The organism is Aerococcus loyolae, from assembly GCF_002871915.2.
Taxonomy (GTDB): domain Bacteria; phylum Bacillota; class Bacilli; order Lactobacillales; family Aerococcaceae; genus Aerococcus; species Aerococcus loyolae.
This window is the reverse complement of the sequence record NZ_CP126958.1, coordinates 1051267-1072610: the sequence shown is the minus strand read 5'-3', so window position 1 is coordinate 1072610 and position 21344 is coordinate 1051267. Positions and strand designations below refer to the sequence as shown.

The 21344-nt window shown below is 39.4% G+C and carries 19 protein-coding genes; 16 read left to right on the top strand and 3 right to left on the bottom strand.

Features of this window, described 5'->3' with window-relative positions:
- The first annotated feature begins 80 nt into the window (after positions 1 to 80).
- A complete protein-coding gene (locus CJ190_RS04905; RefSeq protein ID WP_070597909.1) occupies positions 81 to 2327 on the top strand; it encodes a RelA/SpoT family protein in 2247 nt (748 codons plus the stop codon).
- A 79-nt stretch (positions 2328 to 2406) separates the two neighbouring features.
- Positions 2407 to 2853, top strand: coding sequence for a D-aminoacyl-tRNA deacylase (dtd, locus tag CJ190_RS04900; protein ID WP_064292501.1), 447 nt, complete (start codon positions 2407 to 2409; stop codon positions 2851 to 2853).
- An 82-nt stretch (positions 2854 to 2935) separates the two neighbouring features.
- Here the strand turns inward: dtd and CJ190_RS04895 are convergent, their stop codons facing one another.
- Entirely contained in the window at positions 2936 to 4318 is a 1383-nt protein-coding gene (locus tag CJ190_RS04895) for an N-acetylmuramoyl-L-alanine amidase (RefSeq protein ID WP_224783418.1), read from the bottom strand.
- 441 nt (positions 4319 to 4759) lie between these two features.
- Between CJ190_RS04895 and hisS the strand changes: the two genes are divergently transcribed.
- The 4 genes from hisS (at position 4760) to CJ190_RS04875 (ending at position 9544) form a co-directional block, all read left to right on the top strand.
- Entirely contained in the window at positions 4760 to 6058 is a 1299-nt protein-coding gene (gene hisS / locus CJ190_RS04890) for a histidine--tRNA ligase (RefSeq protein ID WP_064292500.1), read from the top strand.
- Positions 6058 to 7827 carry an aspartate--tRNA ligase gene (gene aspS, locus CJ190_RS04885; protein ID WP_070597910.1) on the top strand — a complete coding sequence of 590 codons (1770 nt, stop codon included), beginning with the start codon at positions 6058 to 6060 and terminating at the stop codon, positions 7825 to 7827. The genes hisS and aspS overlap by 1 nt, the downstream gene beginning before the upstream one ends.
- Before the next feature lie 75 nt (positions 7828 to 7902).
- Positions 7903 to 8928 (top strand): signal peptide peptidase SppA, encoded by a 1026-nt coding sequence (sppA, locus tag CJ190_RS04880; protein WP_064292498.1) that lies wholly within the window; start codon positions 7903 to 7905, stop codon positions 8926 to 8928.
- Between the two features lies 1 nt (position 8929).
- Positions 8930 to 9544, top strand: a complete 615-nt coding sequence (locus CJ190_RS04875) for an RDD family protein (protein WP_064292497.1) — start codon at positions 8930 to 8932, stop codon at positions 9542 to 9544.
- 146 nt (positions 9545 to 9690) lie between these two features.
- On the opposite strand, the gene CJ190_RS04870 is transcribed toward CJ190_RS04875, so the two are convergent.
- The gene (locus CJ190_RS04870; RefSeq protein ID WP_064292496.1) at positions 9691 to 10518 is read right to left on the bottom strand and encodes a pyruvate, water dikinase regulatory protein; all 828 of its coding nucleotides are present in this window, start codon (positions 10516 to 10518) and stop codon (positions 9691 to 9693) included.
- A gap of 99 nt (positions 10519 to 10617) precedes the next feature.
- Here CJ190_RS04870 and CJ190_RS04865 point away from each other — a divergent pair, with 99 nt between their 5' ends.
- Positions 10618 to 11061: a Fur family transcriptional regulator gene (locus CJ190_RS04865; RefSeq protein ID WP_064292495.1), complete on the top strand. Its 444-nt coding sequence runs from the start codon at positions 10618 to 10620 to the stop codon at positions 11059 to 11061.
- A 119-nt stretch (positions 11062 to 11180) separates the two neighbouring features.
- Here CJ190_RS04865 and CJ190_RS04860 read toward each other — a convergent pair whose 3' ends face one another.
- Entirely contained in the window at positions 11181 to 12128 is a 948-nt protein-coding gene (locus CJ190_RS04860; protein WP_064292494.1) for a 2-keto-3-deoxygluconate permease, read from the bottom strand.
- Positions 12129 to 12347: 219 nt separating this feature from the next.
- On the opposite strand from CJ190_RS04860, the gene CJ190_RS04855 reads away from it, so the two are divergent.
- The 9 genes from CJ190_RS04855 (at position 12348) to CJ190_RS04815 (ending at position 21342) form a co-directional block, all read left to right on the top strand.
- Positions 12348 to 13418: an IS30 family transposase gene (locus tag CJ190_RS04855; RefSeq protein ID WP_101562109.1), complete on the top strand. Its 1071-nt coding sequence runs from the start codon at positions 12348 to 12350 to the stop codon at positions 13416 to 13418.
- 376 nt (positions 13419 to 13794) lie between these two features.
- Complete coding sequence (locus tag CJ190_RS04850; protein ID WP_064292493.1) at positions 13795 to 14853, top strand: BMP family lipoprotein; 1059 nt, start codon at positions 13795 to 13797, stop codon at positions 14851 to 14853.
- A gap of 13 nt (positions 14854 to 14866) precedes the next feature.
- Positions 14867 to 16414 (top strand): ABC transporter ATP-binding protein, encoded by a 1548-nt coding sequence (locus CJ190_RS04845; protein WP_064292492.1) that lies wholly within the window; start codon positions 14867 to 14869, stop codon positions 16412 to 16414.
- Positions 16407 to 17474, top strand: coding sequence for an ABC transporter permease (locus CJ190_RS04840; RefSeq protein ID WP_224783419.1), 1068 nt, complete (start codon positions 16407 to 16409; stop codon positions 17472 to 17474). The genes CJ190_RS04845 and CJ190_RS04840 overlap by 8 nt, the downstream gene beginning before the upstream one ends.
- Positions 17475 to 17477: 3 nt before the next feature.
- Positions 17478 to 18434 carry an ABC transporter permease gene (locus tag CJ190_RS04835; RefSeq protein WP_064292491.1) on the top strand — a complete coding sequence of 319 codons (957 nt, stop codon included), beginning with the start codon at positions 17478 to 17480 and terminating at the stop codon, positions 18432 to 18434.
- Positions 18435 to 18552: 118 nt separating this feature from the next.
- A complete protein-coding gene (locus CJ190_RS04830; protein WP_432704933.1) occupies positions 18553 to 19386 on the top strand; it encodes a nucleoside hydrolase in 834 nt (277 codons plus the stop codon).
- A 157-nt stretch (positions 19387 to 19543) separates the two neighbouring features.
- Positions 19544 to 19717 (top strand): 30S ribosomal protein S21, encoded by a 174-nt coding sequence (rpsU, locus tag CJ190_RS04825; protein ID WP_060778297.1) that lies wholly within the window; start codon positions 19544 to 19546, stop codon positions 19715 to 19717.
- Positions 19718 to 19753: 36 nt separating this feature from the next.
- On the top strand, positions 19754 to 20197 hold the full coding sequence (locus CJ190_RS04820) for a GatB/YqeY domain-containing protein (RefSeq protein ID WP_064292489.1): 444 nt from the start codon (positions 19754 to 19756) through the stop codon (positions 20195 to 20197).
- A 155-nt stretch (positions 20198 to 20352) separates the two neighbouring features.
- Complete coding sequence (locus CJ190_RS04815) at positions 20353 to 21342, top strand: PhoH family protein (protein WP_143739139.1); 990 nt, start codon at positions 20353 to 20355, stop codon at positions 21340 to 21342.
- Positions 21343 to 21344 lie beyond the last annotated feature (2 nt).

Below are 21344 nucleotides of genomic sequence, written 5' to 3'. Positions count from 1 at the left end.
GCACTCATTCAGACGCGTTATAATAGCTTTAATATACTTAGATGTTTGTCTAAAAGATCTTGTAGAATGGAGGGCTTCTTATGTCAGAAATTAAAAACAAAAGTAAAGAAGAAGTCATCGCTTCCTGTGAACAATATATGCCTGAAGATAAAGTAGCTATGATAAAAAAAGCCTGTGCTTTTGCGGAGAGGGCGCATGAAGGACAAAAACGTAAATCGGGCGAACCCTTTTTTATTCATCCCACCCAAGTGGCCAGTATTCTAGCTGATTTACAAATGGACCCGGATACTGTAGCCACTGGTTTCTTGCACGATGTTGTTGAAGATACTGGCATTACTTTAGATGATATAGAATACTTTTTCTCTAAAACCATTGCCACTTTGGTTGATGGGGTGACGAAGTTAGGGAAGGTGAAGTATCGTTCGAAAGAGGAACAGCTAGCTGAAAACCACCAAAAGCTTCTCTTAGCCATGGCCAATGATTTGCGGGTAATTGTGGTCAAACTGGCTGACCGTTTACATAACATGCGTACCTTAAAATGGCACCGTCCTGAAAAGCAAGTCAGCATTTCCGAAGAAACCCTTGATATCTATGCGCCCTTAGCCGACCGCCTAGGGATGAGTCAAATCAAATGGGAACTAGAGGACACCTGTTTGCGCTATATTAATCCGGAGGCTTATTACCAGATCGTTCACCTGATGAACTCGAAAAGAGAAGAACGAGAAGCTTATATTGATGCGACGATTGATGTTTTAAATAAGTATGTCAAGCCCATCATTGATGGCGAATACGATATCTATGGTCGTCCTAAGCATATCTATTCCATCTATAAAAAGATGCACCAGCAAAAGAAAACCTTTGACGAAATTTATGACCTCCTAGCTATCCGTGTCTTGGTTCCTAGCGTAAAGGATTGCTATGCAGTCTTAGGTATTGTCCATACCAGCTGGAAGCCTCTACCTGGACGTTTCAAGGACTATATCGCTATGCCTAAGGCCAATGGCTACCAATCTCTTCATACCACGGTCTTAGGTGAACATGGCCAACCTGTTGAAATTCAAATTAGAACCTTTGATATGCATGAGGTGGCTGAGTATGGGGTAGCAGCTCACTGGGCTTACAAAAAAGGGGTTACCGACAAGGTAGAAACTGACGATTTAGATAAACAATTAGAGTGGTTCCATCAAATTGAGGATTTACAAGACGATTCGGATGATGCCACTCAGTTTGTGGAAAGCGTTAAAGAGGATATCTTTAAGGACAAGGTCTATGTCTTTACCCCTAAAGGTGATGTGAGCGAATTACCCTCAGGCGCCAGCCCACTGGATTTTGCTTATCAAATCCATACCGAAGTCGGGCATAGTACAGTAGGGGCCAAAGTAAACGGAAAGATTGTTCCTTTGAACTATGGCTTACATACCGGTGATATTGTTGAAATCCTAACCTCTAAGAATTCTGCTGGTCCTAGTCGGGACTGGGTGAACTTCGTGGTGACTAATCGGGCTAAAAATAAGATTAAACGGCATTTTAAATTATTAGATCGTGATGAAAATATTGAACGTGGCCGGGAAGCCGTGATTAAAACCGTTAAAGAGATGGACTTTTCCTTTAATGAATTATTCAACAAGGATATGCAGGCTAAATGTTTGGAACGCTTTAATTTTTCAAGTATCGACGACTTATTTGCAGCAGTGGGCTTTGGTGAACTATCTGCTTCCGCTGTCGCCAATAAGATCACTGAAAATGAACGGAAACGTCGTGATAAAGAAGAGCACCAGTCGAAACTGGAAGATTTCCTCCAAGAAGAAGAGGAGCGTAAAAATAACGGTCAATCCAACCGGGGGGGCAAGTCCGAGCGGATGGCCGTTCGCCACAATGATGGAATTGTGGTGGAAGGTGAAGATAATGTTCTCTTTCGCCTAGCGCATTGCTGTAACCCCATACCAGGTGATGACATTATTGGCTTTATCACTATGGGGCGGGGAGTAACCATTCACCGCCAAGACTGTCAAAATATCCAAAATATGAATGAGGTTCAATCTCAACGATTGATTGAAGTCTATTGGGAAGATGCGGCTACTCACAATAATTCCTATGCCGTAGAAATTATGATCGATGGATTTGACCGTAACGGTTTTCTTAATGATATCTTGCAGGTTATTACGCCTTTGGTAACCAATATTTCTAACGTTAACGGAAATGTTGATCATAAGACCAATAACTTGAAGGTACGCATTAGAATTGTTATTCAAAGTTTAGACCAGCTAGAAAAGATTATTGACCGCATTAAAAATGTTCCCGATGTTTATGATGTTGAACGGGTTTAGTGAATGTCTTTAAAATGTCAGTGATCGATGAGAGAATAGTTGAGTGAATAAAAATTTATTGAATAGAAAGGGAGATTTTTTGCGAATTGTTATCCAACGGGCTAAAGAGGCTAGTGTAAGTATTGATGGCGAAACAGTCGGTCACATTGACCATGGCTTTGTGCTCCTCGTGGGTGTCCATGATAGTGATACTGAAGAGACCGTTAAATATATGGCTAAAAAGATTGCCAAAATGCGAATTTTTGCTGATGAAAACGATAAATTGAACTTGGATATTAAGCAAGTTGGCGGGAAGATCTTATCGATTTCTCAATTTACCCTCTATGCGAGAACCAAGAAGGGCAACCGACCAAGCTTTATTGATGCGGCTAAAGCAGACCATGGAGATGCCATCTATCAAAAGCTGAATGAAGAACTTCGCAAGAGCTATGGTTTAGAAGTTGAAACTGGCAAGTTTGGAGCAGATATGCAGGTTCAATTAACTAATGACGGTCCGATAACGATTATCTTAGATTCAGATGAATAACTTGCACGATTTTATTCGATAAAATGAAAACTCACTCAAGAATTTTAAATCCTGAGTGAGTTTTTTTCTGTCATTATTTACTCTATTCTTGGTAATTAATAATTAAGGCATTGAGAATGCTTTGGGCAACTTTTTGGTAATATTCATCTTGGCTAAAGGCCTTGACATCATTTGGATTACTCATGTAGCCCAATTCAATCAGAATAGCAGGGGGTCTTGAATCACGAATGACTTGGAAATTACCGAAACGAGTGCCATTACTTGCCAGGGGCATTTTTTCCATTAATTGAGCTTGAACATTTTCACTTAAAGGAATTGAAGCGTCATCATAGTAGTAGACGGTGGTTCCCGATACTGTCGTTTCTTCAGCAGCGTCATAGTGAAGACTAATAAAGGCATCCGCTTGGGCTTGATTATAGATATCTGCACGCGGCGCTAGGTCAACAAAAGTATCATCTTCCCGAGTCATTAAGACATTAACTCCATAATCTTCGAGCAGCCCTTTAACAACTTGGGCGGTTTTTAGGGTGACATTTTTTTCTTGTTTATCACCGCGTATGGCTCCTGGATCACTCCCCCCGTGACCAGGGTCTAAGACAATGGTTTTTCCTTTAATGGTTGAGGTATTGGCTAAGGATTTTGCCTTGTCTTCCATAGCGGTTGAATCCGATTCTGCCAACCAATTGGCTAGGTAACCTTCCGTACCGTCTTGGGCTTTGACATGGTAATAGGCACCTTCTTGGCCAAGATAGGCAAATTTTTCATGGATTTGACCCTTATAGATAATTTCTGAGTCATTACTTGCCTGGCTGCGGATATGGACACCGGCAGCGGTAGCGGTCACTGAGGCGTCATAATTAGCTAAGAAAGCGTCTGTTGCTGCTTTTTCTTCTTTAGTCTGTTGGCGTCCTGGGGCTTGGGTAATGACTCCCGGAGTGATTTCAATTTGATTTTGGGGAATCCAGCCAATGTCGTCCTTGTATTGGATATTGATCATATCACCCGACTGGTAGAGGATATTATATTTTTCATTATCCTGAGCTTGACCAATTACTTGAGAATTGGTGGAATCATCTTGATAAACATTAACCTGGTCAGATAAGACCGTGGCAATAAATCCTGTTCCCGCCTTCGCTTCTTCTTCATTATTAGCTAAGCTGTCATTAGCTAACCAATTGGGAATCCAGCCGCTTTGGCCATTATCAAGAATGATATGCTTCCAGTCGTGCTTTTCCTCAACCACCTGGTATTGACTTCCTTGATCGATTTGCTGGGAGATATCATAAGTGATTCCAGGACCATTTCGCATATTAATGACACCAGTGGTCACTTCTTTAGTCGACTTAACTTTAACGTGATAAATCAGGGCAAAAGCAATAATAAATAAGGTCAGAATAATAATAGAGAAAACTAAATAAGTATTTTTTTTCTTGTTTTTTGCTTGTGAAGAAGAATTTTTGGACAAGAGTTGACCCCCTTAGAACTTTCTTTTAAGTCTAGCCTTTTTAATGAGATGATAGATTTAGGAATCCTATAATAATTATTTGGAAGAATACATATGACTCATTATAATAAAAAATCCTAATAAAAACAGCAGAAACTTGTGAAATTAGTTGACATTTTAAAGACAATTAGGTAATCTAACTAAGGAATACCTGTGACGGGGATGCATTGAGAGCATAAGATAAGTGTGGTTTAGAGAAAGTGATATTTGCTGGAAGTCACTTCGTACACTTTTAGACAACCCCTGAGGTGGATAGTGCAAAGCTATTCCGTTATCGCGCGTTAGTCGACAAGGGTAGTAAGACTACTAAACTAAGGTGGTACCACGATTGTCATCGTCCTTATTTCTTAACAGAAATAGGGGCGTTTTTTATTACCACTAATTATTAAAAGGAGGCAGGAAATGATTCAAAAACCTAAAGGTACTGTGGATATTTTACCGGGTCAAGTTGAAATTTGGCAGGCGATTGAAAAAACGGCCCGAGATATTATGGCCAAATATCGCTTTAATGAAATTCGCACGCCCATGTTTGAATCTTATGATCTTTTTGCTCGTGGTGTAGGAGAAACAACTGACGTTGTCACTAAAGAAATGTATGATTTCTATGATAAGGGTGACCGTCATATTGCTTTGAAGCCTGAAGGAACGGCACCGATTGTGCGGGCTTTTATTGAAAATAAACTATATGGACCAGAACACATAAAGCCCTATAAGGTCTATTACATTAGTCCCATGTTTCGTTATGAACGTCCCCAAGGTGGCCGACAACGTCAATTTCATCAGCTAGGGGTTGAGGTTTTTGATGGAAAAACTGCCCTCAGTGATGTGGAAACAATTGCTTTAGCTTGGGAAATCCTTGAAACTCTCGGGGTTAAAGACTTGAAATTAGTCATTAATTCCTTAGGCGATAATGAAGCCCGCTTGAACTACCGTGAAGCCTTAATTAATTATTTAAAACCTTTTGAAGAGGAACTGAGCGAAGATTCTAGGACTCGTCTTTATCAAAATCCTTTGCGTGTACTTGATAGTAAGGACCCCAAGGATAAGGAAATTGTTAAAGATGCGCCCAACATTCTTGATTATTTATCAGAAGCCTCTAAAGAGCGTTTTGAACAAGTTCAAAGCTTATTAGCAGCCCTAAATATTCCTTATCAAATTGACTCTAATATGGTTCGCGGTCTCGACTACTACCAAGATACTATTTTTGAAATTATGACTAATAATGAAGTCTTTGGTGCGGAAACCACCATTTGTGGTGGAGGTTCATATTCTGGACTAGTGAAAGAACTTTCCGAAGGTCGCGAAGATGTGCCGGGCTTTGGTTTTGCGATTGGGATGGAACGTTTGATTTTATTACTTGAAGCACAAAAATCAGATTTAGCGGTTGAAAATCCTCTCGATATCTATTTGGTAACCATTGGGCAAAGTGTGTTGAGTGAAGCTTTACAAATTGTTCAGGCCTTAAGACGGCAAGGATTAAATGTTGAATTTGACCTCAACCAACGGAAGCCTAAGAAGCAATTCCGTGATGCAGACCGCCACGGTGCCGCCTATACCTTAACTTTAGGTGAAAGTGAGCTAGTAGATAAAAATATTAATGTGAAGAATATGACTTCTGGCCAAGAGCGCCATTTTGCTATTGATGATGTGATTGAACACTTTGACCAAGTAAAAGAAGCAATGAAAGAAGGAAATGATTAATGAAAAGAACAAGTTATTGTGGCCTCGTTTCTAATGAAATGATCGGCCAAGAAGTGACCTTAAAAGGTTGGGTACAACGTCGCCGTGACTTAGGTGGGGTTATCTTTGTTGATATGCGTGACCGCGAAGGCTTTGTTCAAGTGGTATTTAATGAAGCTAACCTAGGTGACCATTTTAACCGGGCAGAAAAACTACGTTCTGAATACGTTATTGAAGTTCAAGGACAAGTTGTCGCTCGTGCAGAAGGGGAAATTAACCCTAAAATTAAAAATGGGGATATCGAAGTGATGGCCAGTGATTTGATTATTCTCAATCGCGCTAAAACACCACCATTCCCTGTAGAAGATACTATCGATATTAATGAAGATAAACGGATGAAATTTCGTTATATCGACCTACGCCGTCAAAGAATGCAAGATAATATCCGCTTGCGGTCTCAAGTGACCCACGCCATTCGTTCATTCTTAGACCAAGATGGCTTTTTAGATATTGAAACTCCTTACTTATCAAAATCAACTCCAGAAGGGGCGCGTGACTATTTAGTTCCTTCCCGGGTTCATCCAGGTGAATTCTATGCCTTACCTCAATCACCACAATTATTAAAACAACTTTTAATGGCCAGTGGCTTTGACCGCTATTATCAAATTGTGCGTTGCTTTAGAGATGAGGACCTGCGTGGGGACCGTCAACCTGAATTTACCCAAGTTGACTTGGAAACCAGCTTCCTCAGTCAAGAAGAAATTCGTGATATCGTCGAAAACATGTTAAAAGCAGTCATGAAAAAAGTTAAAGGACTCGACATGACAGAAGCTTTCCCAGTGATTTCTTATGATGAAGCCATGAGCCGCTATGGTTCTGATAAACCTGATACCCGCTTTGGCTTAGAATTGGTTGATTTATCAGATATCGTTGACCAATATGATTTTAAGGTCTTCAATATGGCCATTGAAAATGGGGAAATTGTTAAAGGGATTAACATTAAAGGAGCTGCTGATCAATACTCAAGAAAAGATCTTGATAGCTTGACTCCTTACACTAAACCATTTGGCTCTAAAGGGATCGCTTGGATTAAAGTGACAGAAGATGGGCTAACTGGACCAATTGGTAAATTCTTTAAAGAAAACCCACAACCATTAATGGAACGGATGAAGGCTGAAGCAGGTGACATTTTAGTCTTCTCTGCTGACCAAGCTTCGGTAGTTAACGCTTCATTAGGGGAAGTCCGGTTAAAATTTGGTCGTGAATTAGACTTGATGGACAAAAATCAATTTAACTTCTTATGGGTAGTTGACTGGCCTTTGTTAGAATACAATGCTGATGAAAAGCGCTATACAGCCATGCACCACCCCTTCACTATGCCGAACGAAGAAGACCTTGATCGTTTAGAAAGTGAACCTGAATCCGTCTACTCCCAAGCTTATGATATTGTCCTGAATGGTTATGAAATTGGTGGGGGGTCTATCCGTATTCACCAAAAAGAGGTTCAATTATCCATGCTAAAAGCTTTAGGATTCTCTGAAAAAAAGGCCTACCAACAATTTGGTTTCTTATTAGATGCTTTGGATTACGGTTTCCCTCCTCATGGTGGTTTAGCGATTGGATTAGACCGCTTAGTGATGCTCTTAGCTGGAGAAGACAATATTCGTGAAGTGATGGCCTTTCCTAAGAATGGTCGTGCGGTGGATGTGCTCACCGATGCTCCAAGCCCTGTTTCCGACAAGCAATTAGATGAACTTAATTTAGAAGTAACTAAAATTGACCTTGACTAATCCCTGCTTGACTTCAAAATCCTGATTAAGTAAGAAATAAATGTAACTTTTAGTCAGAGAGAAAAGGTGAGGAAAATGAATAAAAAAAGCTGGATCGTTGTCATTGTGGCTGCACTAATCCTATTCTTTGGTGTTCAAAGTGCAGCTGTGCGTGAAAAAGAAGCCGATTTGGATGATGCGATCTCAAATAAGTTCTTTGCTAGTGATAAAACCATCGAAGAGGGCGACAGCAATTCTCAAATTGCTGTCCTCCAGGTCAATGGAACGATCGCTGATACGGGAGAGCAGAACTCCTTATTTTCAGCTAATCAAAGCTATGATCACCAAGGGACCTTGTCTGCCATTAAAAAAATAAAAGAGGATAATAAAGTTAAAGCTTTGCTTCTAGAAGTTGATTCCCCAGGTGGAGCTGTTTACGAGAGTGTTGAGCTCTACCGAGCTTTAAAGGACTTGAAGGAAAGTCGCCAAATTCCTATTTACGTCAGCATGAAGTCCATGGCAGCTAGCGGGGGCTATATGATTTCAATGGCTGCTGACAAGATCTTTGCTGATACTGAAACGACTACTGGGTCAATTGGTGTCATTCTTTCCACTTTTAATATCAGTAAGTTATTAGAGGAACATGGCATTAAACCAGAAGTCTTTAAATCGGGTGATCATAAGGACCTGCTATCGATGTATAGAGATCCTAGCGATGAAGATCGAGAAATTATCAATAGTATTTTAAAAGAATCCTATGATCGTTTTGTGAAAATTGTGGCAGAAGGTCGCGGAATGAATGAAGATGAAGTCCGTAAATTAGCTGATGGGCGTATTTATTCAGGACAACAAGCCTTAGATAAACATTTGATTGATGCAATTGGTTACCGTCAAGATGCACTGAACGCCCTAAAGGCTGACCACGATTTAGAAGGTGGCCGGGTTTACTTAGTAAGTACTGATGAAGACAAACAACAATTTAGCAGTTTAATTCGTCGCTTTAGCCAAGCTATTCCTTTGAGTAAGTTATGGAAAGCAGATACACCAGCTAATGAAATTGAAGCGGTTAAGGAATTAACAGACCAAGCTCCACGCCCATATTATCTCTACGGAGGTGAATAATATGTTTGGTAAAAAGAAAAAAACAGATGATAATCAAAATATTGATATTTCTGCTTTAAATGATGAACTTTACCAAGGTAGCTTAGAAAATAAATCAGCTCCAGGAGAGGGCTATAAGACTACTTGTTTTCCTAGTTATTCTGAAATAGTTGACCAATTGCCCCGTCAGGTTTATGGAGGTTTTTGGCAACGTTTATTGGCCTATTGCTTAGATTATCTTTTTATTAAAGCCTTAGTAAGTATCCTTTTAGCACTCGCCAGTCTATTTTTAAGTAGAGACTTACTTGAACAAGGCGATTTAGTGAATTTTCTAGCGGTTAATTTTATCTGGGTTTTATACTTTACCTTGTCGACTTATCTCCTTAATGGACAAAGTTTGGGCAAATTTTTCTGTCGCTTAAGAGTTGTTAAGGCTGATGAAAGTCGCTTATCATTAGGAACCTGCCTGATACGTGAAGGTTTAGGGAAAATCATCCTGCGCCAGTTTCCAATTTTAGCCCTAGTTATTGTTTTCACACCTAAACGCGAAAACTTTATCGACTTTTTTACCGACACACGGGTGCTTTCTCTCAGCCAAATGGACTTAATTAATTATCCTAGTCCATCCAAAAGTTAAGTTATAGGAAGTATGCCAATCGGAGTGATTAGAGAGTGTGTCACAATTTAACTCCTTTTGCGGTAATATAAAAGAGGTTGCGATTTATCAGTCGCAACCTCTTTTCAATCTTTATCAAAGTATATTTGCCTAGAAACTTTGTCACTTTACTTTTGTTGGGGTTTGAAGTTCATGAACATAAGAATGAGGGTAGCCGTTTCTTCAATGCTACGGTCAGCGACATTGATAATGGGACATTGCAGACGCTCATAAACTTCATTGGCATAGGCTAATTCTTTTTCAATGCGGTCATCGGCACTATAAAGCCCTGATTCATCCACCCCATAGCTACGCATACGTTCACGACGAAATTTATTTAGTACATTAATATCATTGGTGAGGCCGATGATTTTATTGGATTCAATTTTAAAAATCTCTTCAGGTAATTGTGCTTCTGGGACTAAAGGTAAATTAGCCACTTTATAACCTTGGAAGGCCAGATAGATACTGAGGGGAGTCTTACTGGTACGCGAAATGCCTAATAGAACGATATCCGCTTCCTCAAAGCGGTTAGGGTAACGCCCATCATCATTTTGAACAGCAAATTCAAGGGCTTGAATACGTTTATAGTATTGGTCGTTTAATTTGTGCCGCTGTCCGGGCTTTTGGGTAGAAGGAGTGCCAGATTCTTCACCAATCAGTTCAATAATGGGATGAAGGACGTTATAATAAAAAAGTCCATGATCTTGACAAAAGCGGGCAGCGGTTTGGTGAAGGTCTTCCTTAACAAAGCTCACTACGACATGGGCTTGATTGTCTCTAGCCGCTTCCAGAACAGGGATTAGCGAGTCCTCATGAAGAATGAATGGAAAACTCTTTATATTGATTTCAACATCAGGAAACTGTACCATTACACTATCTAGGAGATCTGTTGTTAATTGGCCGACTGCATCAGATAGTAAATAAAAATCTTTAATTTGTTTTTCTTCAGTCATTATTACACATCCTATTTCATCCATTATGTTTTAAAACAAATTATAACATGGCCATAAAGCAAATGCATGCTATAATAAATTAAATTGGGAGGGGTCTCTATGTCTGAATTTGTAAAAAATGCTATGAATCAATTAAATGATTTAGGTTATAAGTATACGCAAAGACGGGCGGATATGTTAGCGGTTTTTGACCAAGATATTAATCATTTTAAATCAGCCAAGGATGTCCAACAAGCCATGAAAAAAGACCATCCTAATATAAGTTTTGATACGATTTACCGGAATTTGCGCTTATTTACTGATTATGATTTATTAGAAGAAAATGAAATTGATGGGGAGATGGTATTCCGTCAACATTGTGATCCCATCTTAGGCCACCACCATCACTTCGTATGTAACCAATGCGGGAAAACCGTTCCTGTTCGTTTAGGTGATTTATCCTATTATAGCCAACAGCTTCCCGGCTATGAAATTAACGGTCATAGTTTTCAACTTTTTGGGCTCTGCCCAAACTGCCTAGCTGAAAGCGAAAAGCAATCTTAATAAAGCATAAGAAAAACTCAGTCTCCTTATCAAACTCTCTGCCAGTCAAGGCAGAAAGGATTAGACAGGAGACTGAGTTTTTTAGTTAATTCTAGTAGTGATATTTTTCTTAGGAGACTTTAGATTAAGGTTGTTTGATCTGTTTCTTTAGGACGATAAAGTTTGCGGGCAATAACTGGAGTAATAATCGAGCTGATAACTACCCCAAAAGCAATTTGAGCAGTAGCCGGAGCGACAAATTCTTGATAGCTAGGAATCACTGCACCAATAATAGCAGGAACTGAAACAGACATCCCAGCAATTGAAGACATTGCTAAGGAGGTAACCCCATCTTCTTTTAAGAGGTAACGTTCAACTAAGACCATGATAAGAACCATAGGGATATAAAAGAGAATGGTTAAGAGCACGCCTTGTGGTCCCGCTTTGATGGCGTCGATTAAATTAATGTTAGCCCCAAAAGCAAAGCCCATGAAGGGGAGGGTAATTGCTGCTCCAGGTGCTAGATAATCCCGCATCTTAGGGTCTAAATTGCCTAGTATTGCTCCAACGATGACAGGGATAATGGTTGAGATAATTGGTGTCCAATTAATGGCAGTGGTTTGAGAAATACTAAAAACTAACATAGGGTAAGCTGGGGTGCATAACAAGCCAACTAAACCAAAGGCACTGATGTCATCCTTAGTTCCATAGTCACTTTCCAAGGCTAAGAATAAAGAGGGATTGGTGGAGGCGATCGCAGCGATATAAGCAATGGCTGATATTCCCCAAATCCCATCCATGTCAAAGAATTGAATAAACAAAAGGCCTAAAACAATATTAATAATGACCTTCACTAGGATAAGGACGCCTTCTTTTCTTAAGACCACACTTAAATGGGAGAGATCTATAGAAGCTCCCGAACAAAGGCAAGCAAATCCGATAATGTAATTCAAACCATCGGCAGTAAAGATAGCTTGCGTAGCCCCACCGATTTCAAAAACACCGGGGGCAAAGGTGCAAAATAATGCTGATATAAGCATAGGGACCAGTAAGAGTCCACCGGGAACTTTCTTCATAAAATCGTACATTGAATAACTCCTTATAGTTAGTAATAAATAGGTTTAATTGCGCATTAAAGTCAATTATAGGCCTATTTTTTTTAATTACAAGATAATAAAAATGAAATTTACAATTAAATAATATAGGTAAATTGTAAAATGAAGTGCATAGAGAAAAGGACGACAAAAAACCAGTGATGCTCTATACTTAAAAGCGTCTAAACCCAAGTAAAGGAGCACTCACTGGCTATGAAACATTCTAACACGAAACCTAGATCATATACACACCTTTCTGCAGAAAAACGCGGAATTATCCAAGCAATGCACCAAGAAGGACATAAACAGAAAGAGATTGCTGACGCCGTTGGCGTCAATCAATGCACCATATCTCGTGAACTAAAACGTGGAAAAACACGTCAAATGAACTATGATCATACCTACGTTGATGTCTATCTTGCAGAAACTGGCTCGCGTGTTTATAAAGATAATCGGTCAAATTCTAAAGCCAGAGGCGCTTTGTATGGAAAATCTAACTTCATTAAAGCCTTTGAGGAAGCCTTACTGACACCTAAAGAAGACCGTATTTTCAGTGTTGATACGTTTATTCATGATTACCGCAGAAAACACCCTTTAGAAAGAGTTCCTTGCACCAAAACCATGTATAAATATATCAATCTTGGTTTATTAAATGTGAGGAATATTGATCTTCCTATGAAAACAAGGATTCGTCCAAGAAAACAACCTAGTGAACCGCGTGGGACGAATAAAAAGGTATTTGGAAAAAGCATTGATCAGCGATGCCCAGACGTCCTTTCAAGAGAAGAATTTGGTCACTGGGAGCTTGACCTCGTGATAGGAAAGAAGACTAAAGGAGAGCCATGTCTTATTACTCTAGTTGAACGGAAAACGCGAAAATTCCTCACCAAGAAGACTTGGAAGTGGGATGCAGATTCCATTGTAAAATCGGTTAAAAAGGTGATTCTTAAAGAGGGTCAAGCGTGTTTTAAAACCTTAACGACCGATAACGGCAGTGAATTTTCTAAACTATCTCAGCTTGAGTATGCTCTGAAGGATTTGGAAGTCTTTTTCGCCCATGCCTATTCAGCTTGGGAAAAAGGCAGTAATGAGAGACATAATCGCATGTTAAGAGAATTCTTGCCCAAAGGGACAAGCTTTAAAAAGCTGACATACCAGGAACTCGCACACTATACGAATACAATAAATAATCGCTTTAGAAAGGTCTTAGATTATCAAACCCCTAACGACTGTTATAACCTAGAAGTTGCGAAACTTCAGGAAACGCTTAAAGAAGCAGGCTAAAGTGCTTAACAAAGCATAGAGATTCAGTGTGGGCCAGTCAAGGTCCGCTTCGCTCTCCACCTTGACAGCCCCACCCTGAATCTCTAAATGATAATCAAGCACTTTAAGCTAGAGAAAAACGGGCCAAGAATTATTGACTTTATCAGCTTTTTAGTTATTTGGCATGACACTGGGATTTTTTAAAATAAATATGCACTTGATATTGCAATTTACCATTAAATAATATAAAAGAGCGTATTAATATTTATATTATGTAAAAAGCGAACTATATTAAACGTTTTTATAAATTCGTCCGTAAAAATATTGTTTTATGCTATAATCTGAGTTATACTTGTCTTGTAGTTAAAACGAACTTTTTATATTAGAGAGGTGCAAAATGTTCGGAAAGAATCTTAAAACTTTAGTTATTAGTGCTTTAGCAGGGTTAGCGCTTGCTGGTTGTCAAGGTCAAAATGCCGGTACTAGCGGAGCTTCTACTAGCGGCCAATCAACTAGTGATGAATACCGTATTGCCATGGTTACTGATGGGAATGGGATAGATGACCGTTCCTTCAACCAGTCAGCTTGGGAAGGAATGGAAAAATGGGCCAAGGACCACGGCTTTTCTGAAAATGCGCGTTCATTTTATCAATCACATTCAGAAGCAGATTTCATTCCTAACTTATCGACTGCAACAGCTGATAATTACAATATCGTATTTGGTATTGGATCTTTTATGGTTGAGCCTATTCAAAAAATTGCAGAAAACAATCCTGACCAACATTACGGTTTAGTCGATGGACAAGTTGATCTGCCTAATGTGGTTTCCCTATCCTTTAAAGATAACGAATCGGCTTATTTAGCTGGTGTAGCTGCTGCAAAATCGACTAAGAAAGATAAAGTTGGATTTATTGGCGGTATGAAAATTCCAGGTATTGAACGTTTTGAAGCTGGTTTTAAACAAGGGGTAAAGGATACTAAGCCTGAAGTTGAGGTAGATGTTCAATATGCGGATTCTTTTGGTGATGCTGCCCGTGGTCAACAAATTTCATCTTCAATGTATCAAAACGGGATTGATATTATCTTTACAGCCGCAGGGCAAACTGGGAATGGTGCCTTTACTGAAACCCGCAACCGCTTGGAAAATGGGGAAAAGGGCCTTTGGATTATTGGTTGTGACCGTGACCAATCCAGTGAAGGAGAATGGTCTCAAGGTAACTTTACCCTTGCTTCTACCTTAAAACTAATCGGCACGACAATCGCAAAAGTTACTGATCAATCCATGTCAGGAGATTTCCCTGGTGGACAAAGTCAATATAATGGTGTTAAAGAAGGTGCAGTTGATTTAGTGGATACTAACTTAGATGATGATGCTAAGGCAGCCGTTAATGAAGCGCGTGAAGGCATCAAGAACGATAAAATTACCGTACCTGAAAAACTTGCTGATTTAAAATAGAAGGATGAATATCGTGTCAAAACAGAATTTAGCATTAGAAATTAAAGATATCAGTAAAAAATTTGGTGATTTTACTGCAAATGATCATATTTCCTTTAATGTTAAGCAAGGTGAAATTCATGCTTTATTGGGCGAAAATGGGGCAGGAAAATCAACCTTGATGAATATTTTGACAGGTTTATTAACCCCAACTAGTGGTGAGATTTTTATCAACCAGAAAAAGGTAGATATTAGCTCACCAGCTGTTGCCTATGAAAAAGGTATTGGTATGGTTCACCAACACTTCATGCTTATTGATGATTTTACTGTGACTGAAAATATTATGCTGGGTGCTGAAATCACCCAGCATGGCTTTTTAAAGAAAGATGATAGTGAAAAAGTTGTCAGTGAGCTCAGTGAGAAGTTTGATTTAAAAGTTGACCCAAAAGCGAAAATTAAAGACATCTCTGTAGGCATGCAACAAAGAGTTGAAATATTAAAATTACTCTATCGGGATGTTGATATTCTGATATTAGATGAACCAACTGGTGTCTTAACCCCGCAAGAAATCACTGAATTGATAAAAACTTTACGGCATTTAGCGGCTAAAGGAAAAGCAATTATTCTTATTTCTCATAAGTTAAGTGAAATCAAGGCTGCAGCAGACCGTTGTACCATTATTCGTCGTGGTAAAAAAATTGCCACCGTTGATGTGGACGAGGTCAGTGAACAAGAACTCGCTGATATGATGGTAGGTCGTAAGGTGAAAATTCACGTAAATAAAGAAGCACCCCAACTAGGTGATGAAGTTTTAAGGATAAAGGATCTTGTTCTGGAAAAGCATCACCAACCAATCCTAAGAGGGATTAATTTAAACTTGTATGCGGGGGAAATACTGGGAATCGCTGGTATTGATGGTAATGGTCAAAGCGAATTGATCGATGTTTTAACCGGGTTAAGTGAAGCGACTTTGGGACATATTTATTTAGATGAAAAAGAAATTACCCATGATAATACTCGCCAGATCGCTGAAAAGGGGATGGGACATATTCCTGAAGACCGCCATAAACGCGGCTTAATCTTAGCAATGCCTATTTCTGATAACTTTATTTTACGTAATTACTATCAAAAACCCTTTAGTAAAAATTTGTTAATGCACTCTGATGTGATTGAAAATAACGCTAAAGACTTAGTCAATAAGTACCATATTGCTATCCCTAACATTTCAGCAAAGGCTAGTCAGTTATCTGGAGGAAACCAACAAAAAATTGTTATTGCCCGTGAACTGGAGAACCACCCCAAAGTCTTGATTGCTGCTCAGCCTACTCGAGGATTAGATATTGGCGCAGTTGAAGAGGTTCATGAAAGGTTATTGGAAGAGAGACGTAAAGGGAAGGCTATTCTCTTAGTCAGCCAAGAATTGGATGAGTTGATGTCTTTGTCTGATCGTATCGCTGTTATTCACCAAGGACAAATTACTGGTATTGTGGACAGCCAAGAGACTAATGAAACCGAATTAGGATTATTGATGGCTGGAGAATCAATTGGCAAATTAGAAAAAGTAGGTGATACGGGTGAATAATAGTAAAAAAATGTCCTATGCCTTAATTATTTCCTTGTTATCAATCGTCCTAGGATTTTTTGTTGGGGCCTTAATTATGCTGTTCTTCGGTTACAATCCAATCCTTGCCTACCAAGCCATGATTGGAAAAGTAATCACTGGTCCCTATTTTTTAGGCGAAGCCTTTCGTGAAGCGACCGTTTTAACCTTTACTGGTTTATCATTTGCTCTGGCTGCTAAGGCTAATTTTTTTAATATTGGTATTCCAGGTCAATACTTATTAGGTTGGATTACTTCCGTTTGGTTTGCCTTAGCCAATCCCGATTTACCGCGAATGGTCTTAGTCCCACTATGCTTTCTAGTAGGCGCTTTAGCTGGAGGCTTTTGGGGATGTCTAGTAGGTATTTTCAAAGCTTGGCGTGGCAGTAATGAAGTGATTACTACCATTATGCTGAATTATATTGCTCTTTATCTTACCAACTGGATTATCAGAGGGCCTTTAGGAAGCCAATTAAAAACTCCAGAAATGACTGAAAATGCGAGCTTATCTTTAAAATGGCTCAGTGAATTAAGTAACGGTTCACGGTTAAATTTGGGAATATTTATTGCCTTCATTTTCATGGCTTTATATCATTTATATATAAATAAAACTATCAAAGGGTTTGAAACCCGTTCGATTGGTTTGAATCCGGAAGCCAGCCGTTACGCTGGAATGTCGATTAAAGAAAATATTATCTTAACCATGACCTTGTCTGGCTTATGTGCAGGTGTTGGTGGCGTGATTACTGGCTTAGGAACCTTTCAAGGAATAACAATTCAAGGAACACTACCTAGCGAAGGCTTTAACGGTATTGCCGTTGCTCTGTTAGGAATGAATCATCCACTAGGCATTTTCCTTTCAGCTTTACTCTTTGGTGTTTTAAATGTGGGATCGCGTTTTATGCCGAATAGTGCAGGGGTTCCTGATGAAATGGCCCAAGTGGTCATCGCTTGTATAATCTTTTTTGTCGGGACAGCCTACATTGTTGATTGGGCAAAAAATAAGTTGCAAGTTCTTAAACAGACCAAGGGAAAGGAGTAGAAAATGTCATTAATCGATATGCTACAATTACTGGTTTCTAATGCTTTATTATATGCTGCCCCTTTAATCTTGACGGCCATTGGTGGAACTTTTTCTGAGAGATCCGGTGTAGTAAACATTGGTTTAGAGGGGATTATGGTCATTGGTGCTTTTTCAGGGGCCTTATCGAATTTCTTCCTAGCTCCTCAATTTGGCTCTTGGTCCCCATGGATTTCCTTAATCATTGCCGGATTATTTGGCTTGATTTATTCTGCTCTCCATGCAGTAGCGACTATTCATTTGCGCGCTGACCATACCATATCAGGAACGGTATTAAATTTAGCTGCTCCAGCCTTAACGGTCTTTTTATGCCGGGCGCTTACTGGGTCAGCACAAACCGGACCTTTGGCTGTTCCATTTATTAATCGTACTCTTACATTACTCAGTAAAATCCCCTTAATCGGACCTATTCTTTTTGTTAATACTCCACCAGTTGCCTGGTTTAGTTTTTTTCTCGCGCTTATCGCATGGCTACTCTTGTTTAAGACTCGCTTCGGCTTACGTTTACGTTCAGTAGGGGAGTCTCCTCTAACCGCTGAGAGCTTAGGGATAAATGTTTACGCTATGAAGTATGCTGGAGTATTGATTTCAGGCTTTCTGGGAGGCATCGGTGGTGCCATCCAGTCTCAGGCAATTGCTAATGAGTTTGCTGTGACGACGATTTCTGGTCAAGGTTATATGGCTTTAGCAGCCATGATTTTTGGACATTGGCATCCAATTGGTGCGACTCTCTCAGCGGTATTTTTTGGACTTGCCCAAGCTCTAGGCTATGCAAGTAACTATATTCCGGGACTATCAGGAATCCCAGACCTTTGGTTACAAATATTACCTTATTTAATTACCCTAGTGACGGTTGTTTTCTTTATCGGCAAATCAGTTGGTCCTAAAGCCAATGGAGTAACCTATGTAAAGAGTAAATAAATGAAAAGGAGGATATTAATGCGACAAATATATTTTAATCACGACGGTGCAGTTGATGATTTAGTAGCATTATTTTTTATTAAGTCAGGCTAAAGATATTGAAATCCTTGGCGTGGGTGTGGTTCCAGGTGATTGTTATTTAGAACCTGCTTTATCTGCTTCTGAAAAGATCCTGAACCGTTTTGCGCCAGGTAAAGCAATCAAAATCGCTCCCTCAGTGGCTCGACCTAAGAATCCTTTTCCTAAGGAATGGCGCGAACATGCCTTTACTGTGGATGCCTTACCCGTTTTAAATGAATATGAAATCAGTCAAAAATTAATAGTTGATCAAGCAGCCCACCTGCAACTGGTTGATATTCTTAAATCAGCTGACCAAGCCATTGATCTTGTCTTTACAGGTCCTTTGTCTGACTTAGCTCTAGCACTAGATACTGATTCAACTATCGCAAGAAAAATTAATAAATTATATTGGATGGGCGGCGCCTTTCAAGCAAAAGGTAATGTCCTCGAACCTGAACATGATGGTTCAGCAGAATGGAATTCTTTTTGGGATCTAGAAGCAGTCGACCGGGTATTTCAAGAAGAATTTCCTATTGATATCGTTGCCTTAGAAAGTACTGAAAAGGTGCCTTTAACGATATCGATACGTCAGGCTTGGGCTAAAGAGCGGAAAAATTTAGGGATTGATTTTCTGGGTAACTGCTATGCCTTAGTGCCGCCATTAGTTCACCAAGTCTCAAATTCGACTTATTACCTTTGGGATGTGCTGACAGCCATTTCCTATATTGATCCTTCATTGACGAAGAAGCATGCTTTAAAGGCCAAGGTTGCTACCAAGGGGATTAATCAAGGGCAGACCTATGAGGACGAAAATGGTCGTTTAGTCGATGTGGTTTATGATGTCAAACATGCAGAATTTTTCCAAACAATTTTTAATTTAGCTTGGCAATAATTAAAAAAAATTATTCTTTATGCCAATAACTTAGCTTTTAACCCTTACTTTAATTAAAGTTAAGATTGACTGACTTTCGATTATTCGTTATAATCAACTTTGTACATTTCCTAAAGTGGAGGAAATGGTAAGGATGAAACGAGGGGAGGTATATACCATGTCAAAGACTGTAGTTCGTAAAAACGAATCTATTGATGACGCTCTTCGTCGCTTTAAACGCTCGGTTTCAAAATCCGGCACCTTACGTGAAGCACGCAAACGTGAATATTATGAAAAACCATCAGTTCGCCGTAAGAAAAAATCGGAAGCTGCTCGTAAACGTAAATTCTAATCGTGCATAACCTAAAGGACAGATTGGAGGCGCCTCATGGCAAAAATTGATCAATTAAATCAAGATATGAAAGAAGCCATGAAAGCTAAAGATAAATTCCGTTTATCCGTTATTCGCATGTTAAAAGGCGCTTTACAAAAAGCCGAAATTGACAAAGAAGAAGCGTTAACGGATGATGAAGAACTAAGCATCTTATCTAGGGAATTGAAACAAAGAAAAGATTCTGTGAATGAATTTCATGAAGCTGGAAGAGATGACTTAGCTGACCAAACCGCAAAAGAAATAGAAATCGTTGAAAACTACCTACCAAAACAACTTTCTGAAGAAGAAATTACCCAAGCGGTTAAGGAAGTTATTGATCAAGTAGGTGCCAGTTCGATGAAAGACTTCGGAAAAGTTATGGGAACAGCAGTAGCTAAACTGAAGGGTCAAGCGGATGGTAATCAAATTCAAAAAGTAGCAAAATCCTTGCTATCATAGAAATATAGGGGAGTTGGAGCATTGATCCAACTCCTTTTTATATGGTCAAAGTGCTTTTTATTCTTCTACTAAATGAAAGGCGAAAGTTTTGTTTCATTATTCGATTTTTTAAACGCCTTTTGCTATACTAATCTTATCAATTAAAAGGGGGCAGATTGCTTTTGACACAGTCACTGACTACTAAGACTATTCAATTAAAGGATCCAGCCATAGCTCTAACTTTATATGGAATTCATGACCGGCATTTGCGTTTGATCGAAGAATCCTATACTTTACAAATCAATGCTCGTGGTGATAAATTAGAACTCATTGGCGCTAGCGATACGGTTGAAACAGTAGCAGAAATTATTCAATCTCTTGAAGTATTGATAAATAAGGGCAAAACGATTGGAGAACGTGATATTATTACAGCCATTAAAATGGCTAATAATGATCAACTCGATACTTTTATAGACTTATATGACCAGGCAATCGGAAAAAGCTATGATGGCAAGATTATCCAACCTAAAACTTTTGGGCAAAAACAATATATTGATGCCATTAAGGCTAACCCACTGACATTTGGTATCGGACCTGCCGGAACGGGGAAAACCTTTTTAGCAGTAGTTATGGCCGTTTCAGCCTTAAAAAAGGGTCAGGTCAAACGAATTATACTCACCCGTCCTGCGGTTGAAGCTGGCGAGAGTTTGGGTTTTCTACCAGGGGATTTAAAAGAAAAAGTTGATCCTTACCTTAGACCTATCTATGATGCCCTATATACTATCTATGGCGCCGACCATACTGAACGATTGTTGGAGCGAGGGGTCATTGAAATTGCTCCTTTAGCCTACATGCGCGGTAGGACCTTGGATGATGCTTTTGTGATTTTAGACGAAGCCCAAAATACGACTAAGGCGCAAATGAAAATGTTTTTGACCCGCTTAGGTTTCGGGTCAAAAATGATTGTCAACGGCGATAAAACTCAAATCGATCTCCCTAGGGGAATAAAGTCAGGACTGACTGATGCTGAAAACATTATCAAGGGTGTTGATAACATCCGCTTTGTTTATTTTGATACCGATGATGTCGTTAGACACCCAGTGGTATCAGCAATTATTAAAGCCTATGACAAAGAAGCTGAGCAAAGGAAACATGGAGGTGAATAGGC

Excerpts from the sequence above, each read along its gene's own strand:
- CJ190_RS04905 (WP_070597909.1), top strand. The coding sequence starts at position 81 with ATGTCAGAAATTAAAAACAAAAGTAAAGAAGAAGTCATCGCTTCCTGT.
- hisS (WP_064292500.1), top strand. The coding sequence starts at position 4,760 with ATGATTCAAAAACCTAAAGGTACTGTGGATATTTTACCGGGTCAAGTT.
- aspS (WP_070597910.1), top strand. The coding sequence starts at position 6,058 with ATGAAAAGAACAAGTTATTGTGGCCTCGTTTCTAATGAAATGATCGGC.
- sppA (WP_064292498.1), top strand. The coding sequence starts at position 7,903 with ATGAATAAAAAAAGCTGGATCGTTGTCATTGTGGCTGCACTAATCCTA.
- CJ190_RS04875 (WP_064292497.1), top strand. The coding sequence starts at position 8,930 with ATGTTTGGTAAAAAGAAAAAAACAGATGATAATCAAAATATTGATATT.
- CJ190_RS04870 (WP_064292496.1), bottom strand. The coding sequence starts at position 10,518 with ATGACTGAAGAAAAACAAATTAAAGATTTTTATTTACTATCTGATGCA.
- CJ190_RS04865 (WP_064292495.1), top strand. The coding sequence starts at position 10,618 with ATGTCTGAATTTGTAAAAAATGCTATGAATCAATTAAATGATTTAGGT.
- CJ190_RS04860 (WP_064292494.1), bottom strand. The coding sequence starts at position 12,128 with ATGTACGATTTTATGAAGAAAGTTCCCGGTGGACTCTTACTGGTCCCT.
- CJ190_RS04855 (WP_101562109.1), top strand. The coding sequence starts at position 12,348 with ATGAAACATTCTAACACGAAACCTAGATCATATACACACCTTTCTGCA.
- CJ190_RS04850 (WP_064292493.1), top strand. The coding sequence starts at position 13,795 with ATGTTCGGAAAGAATCTTAAAACTTTAGTTATTAGTGCTTTAGCAGGG.
- CJ190_RS04835 (WP_064292491.1), top strand. The coding sequence starts at position 17,478 with ATGTCATTAATCGATATGCTACAATTACTGGTTTCTAATGCTTTATTA.
- rpsU (WP_060778297.1), top strand. The coding sequence starts at position 19,544 with ATGTCAAAGACTGTAGTTCGTAAAAACGAATCTATTGATGACGCTCTT.
- CJ190_RS04820 (WP_064292489.1), top strand. The coding sequence starts at position 19,754 with ATGGCAAAAATTGATCAATTAAATCAAGATATGAAAGAAGCCATGAAA.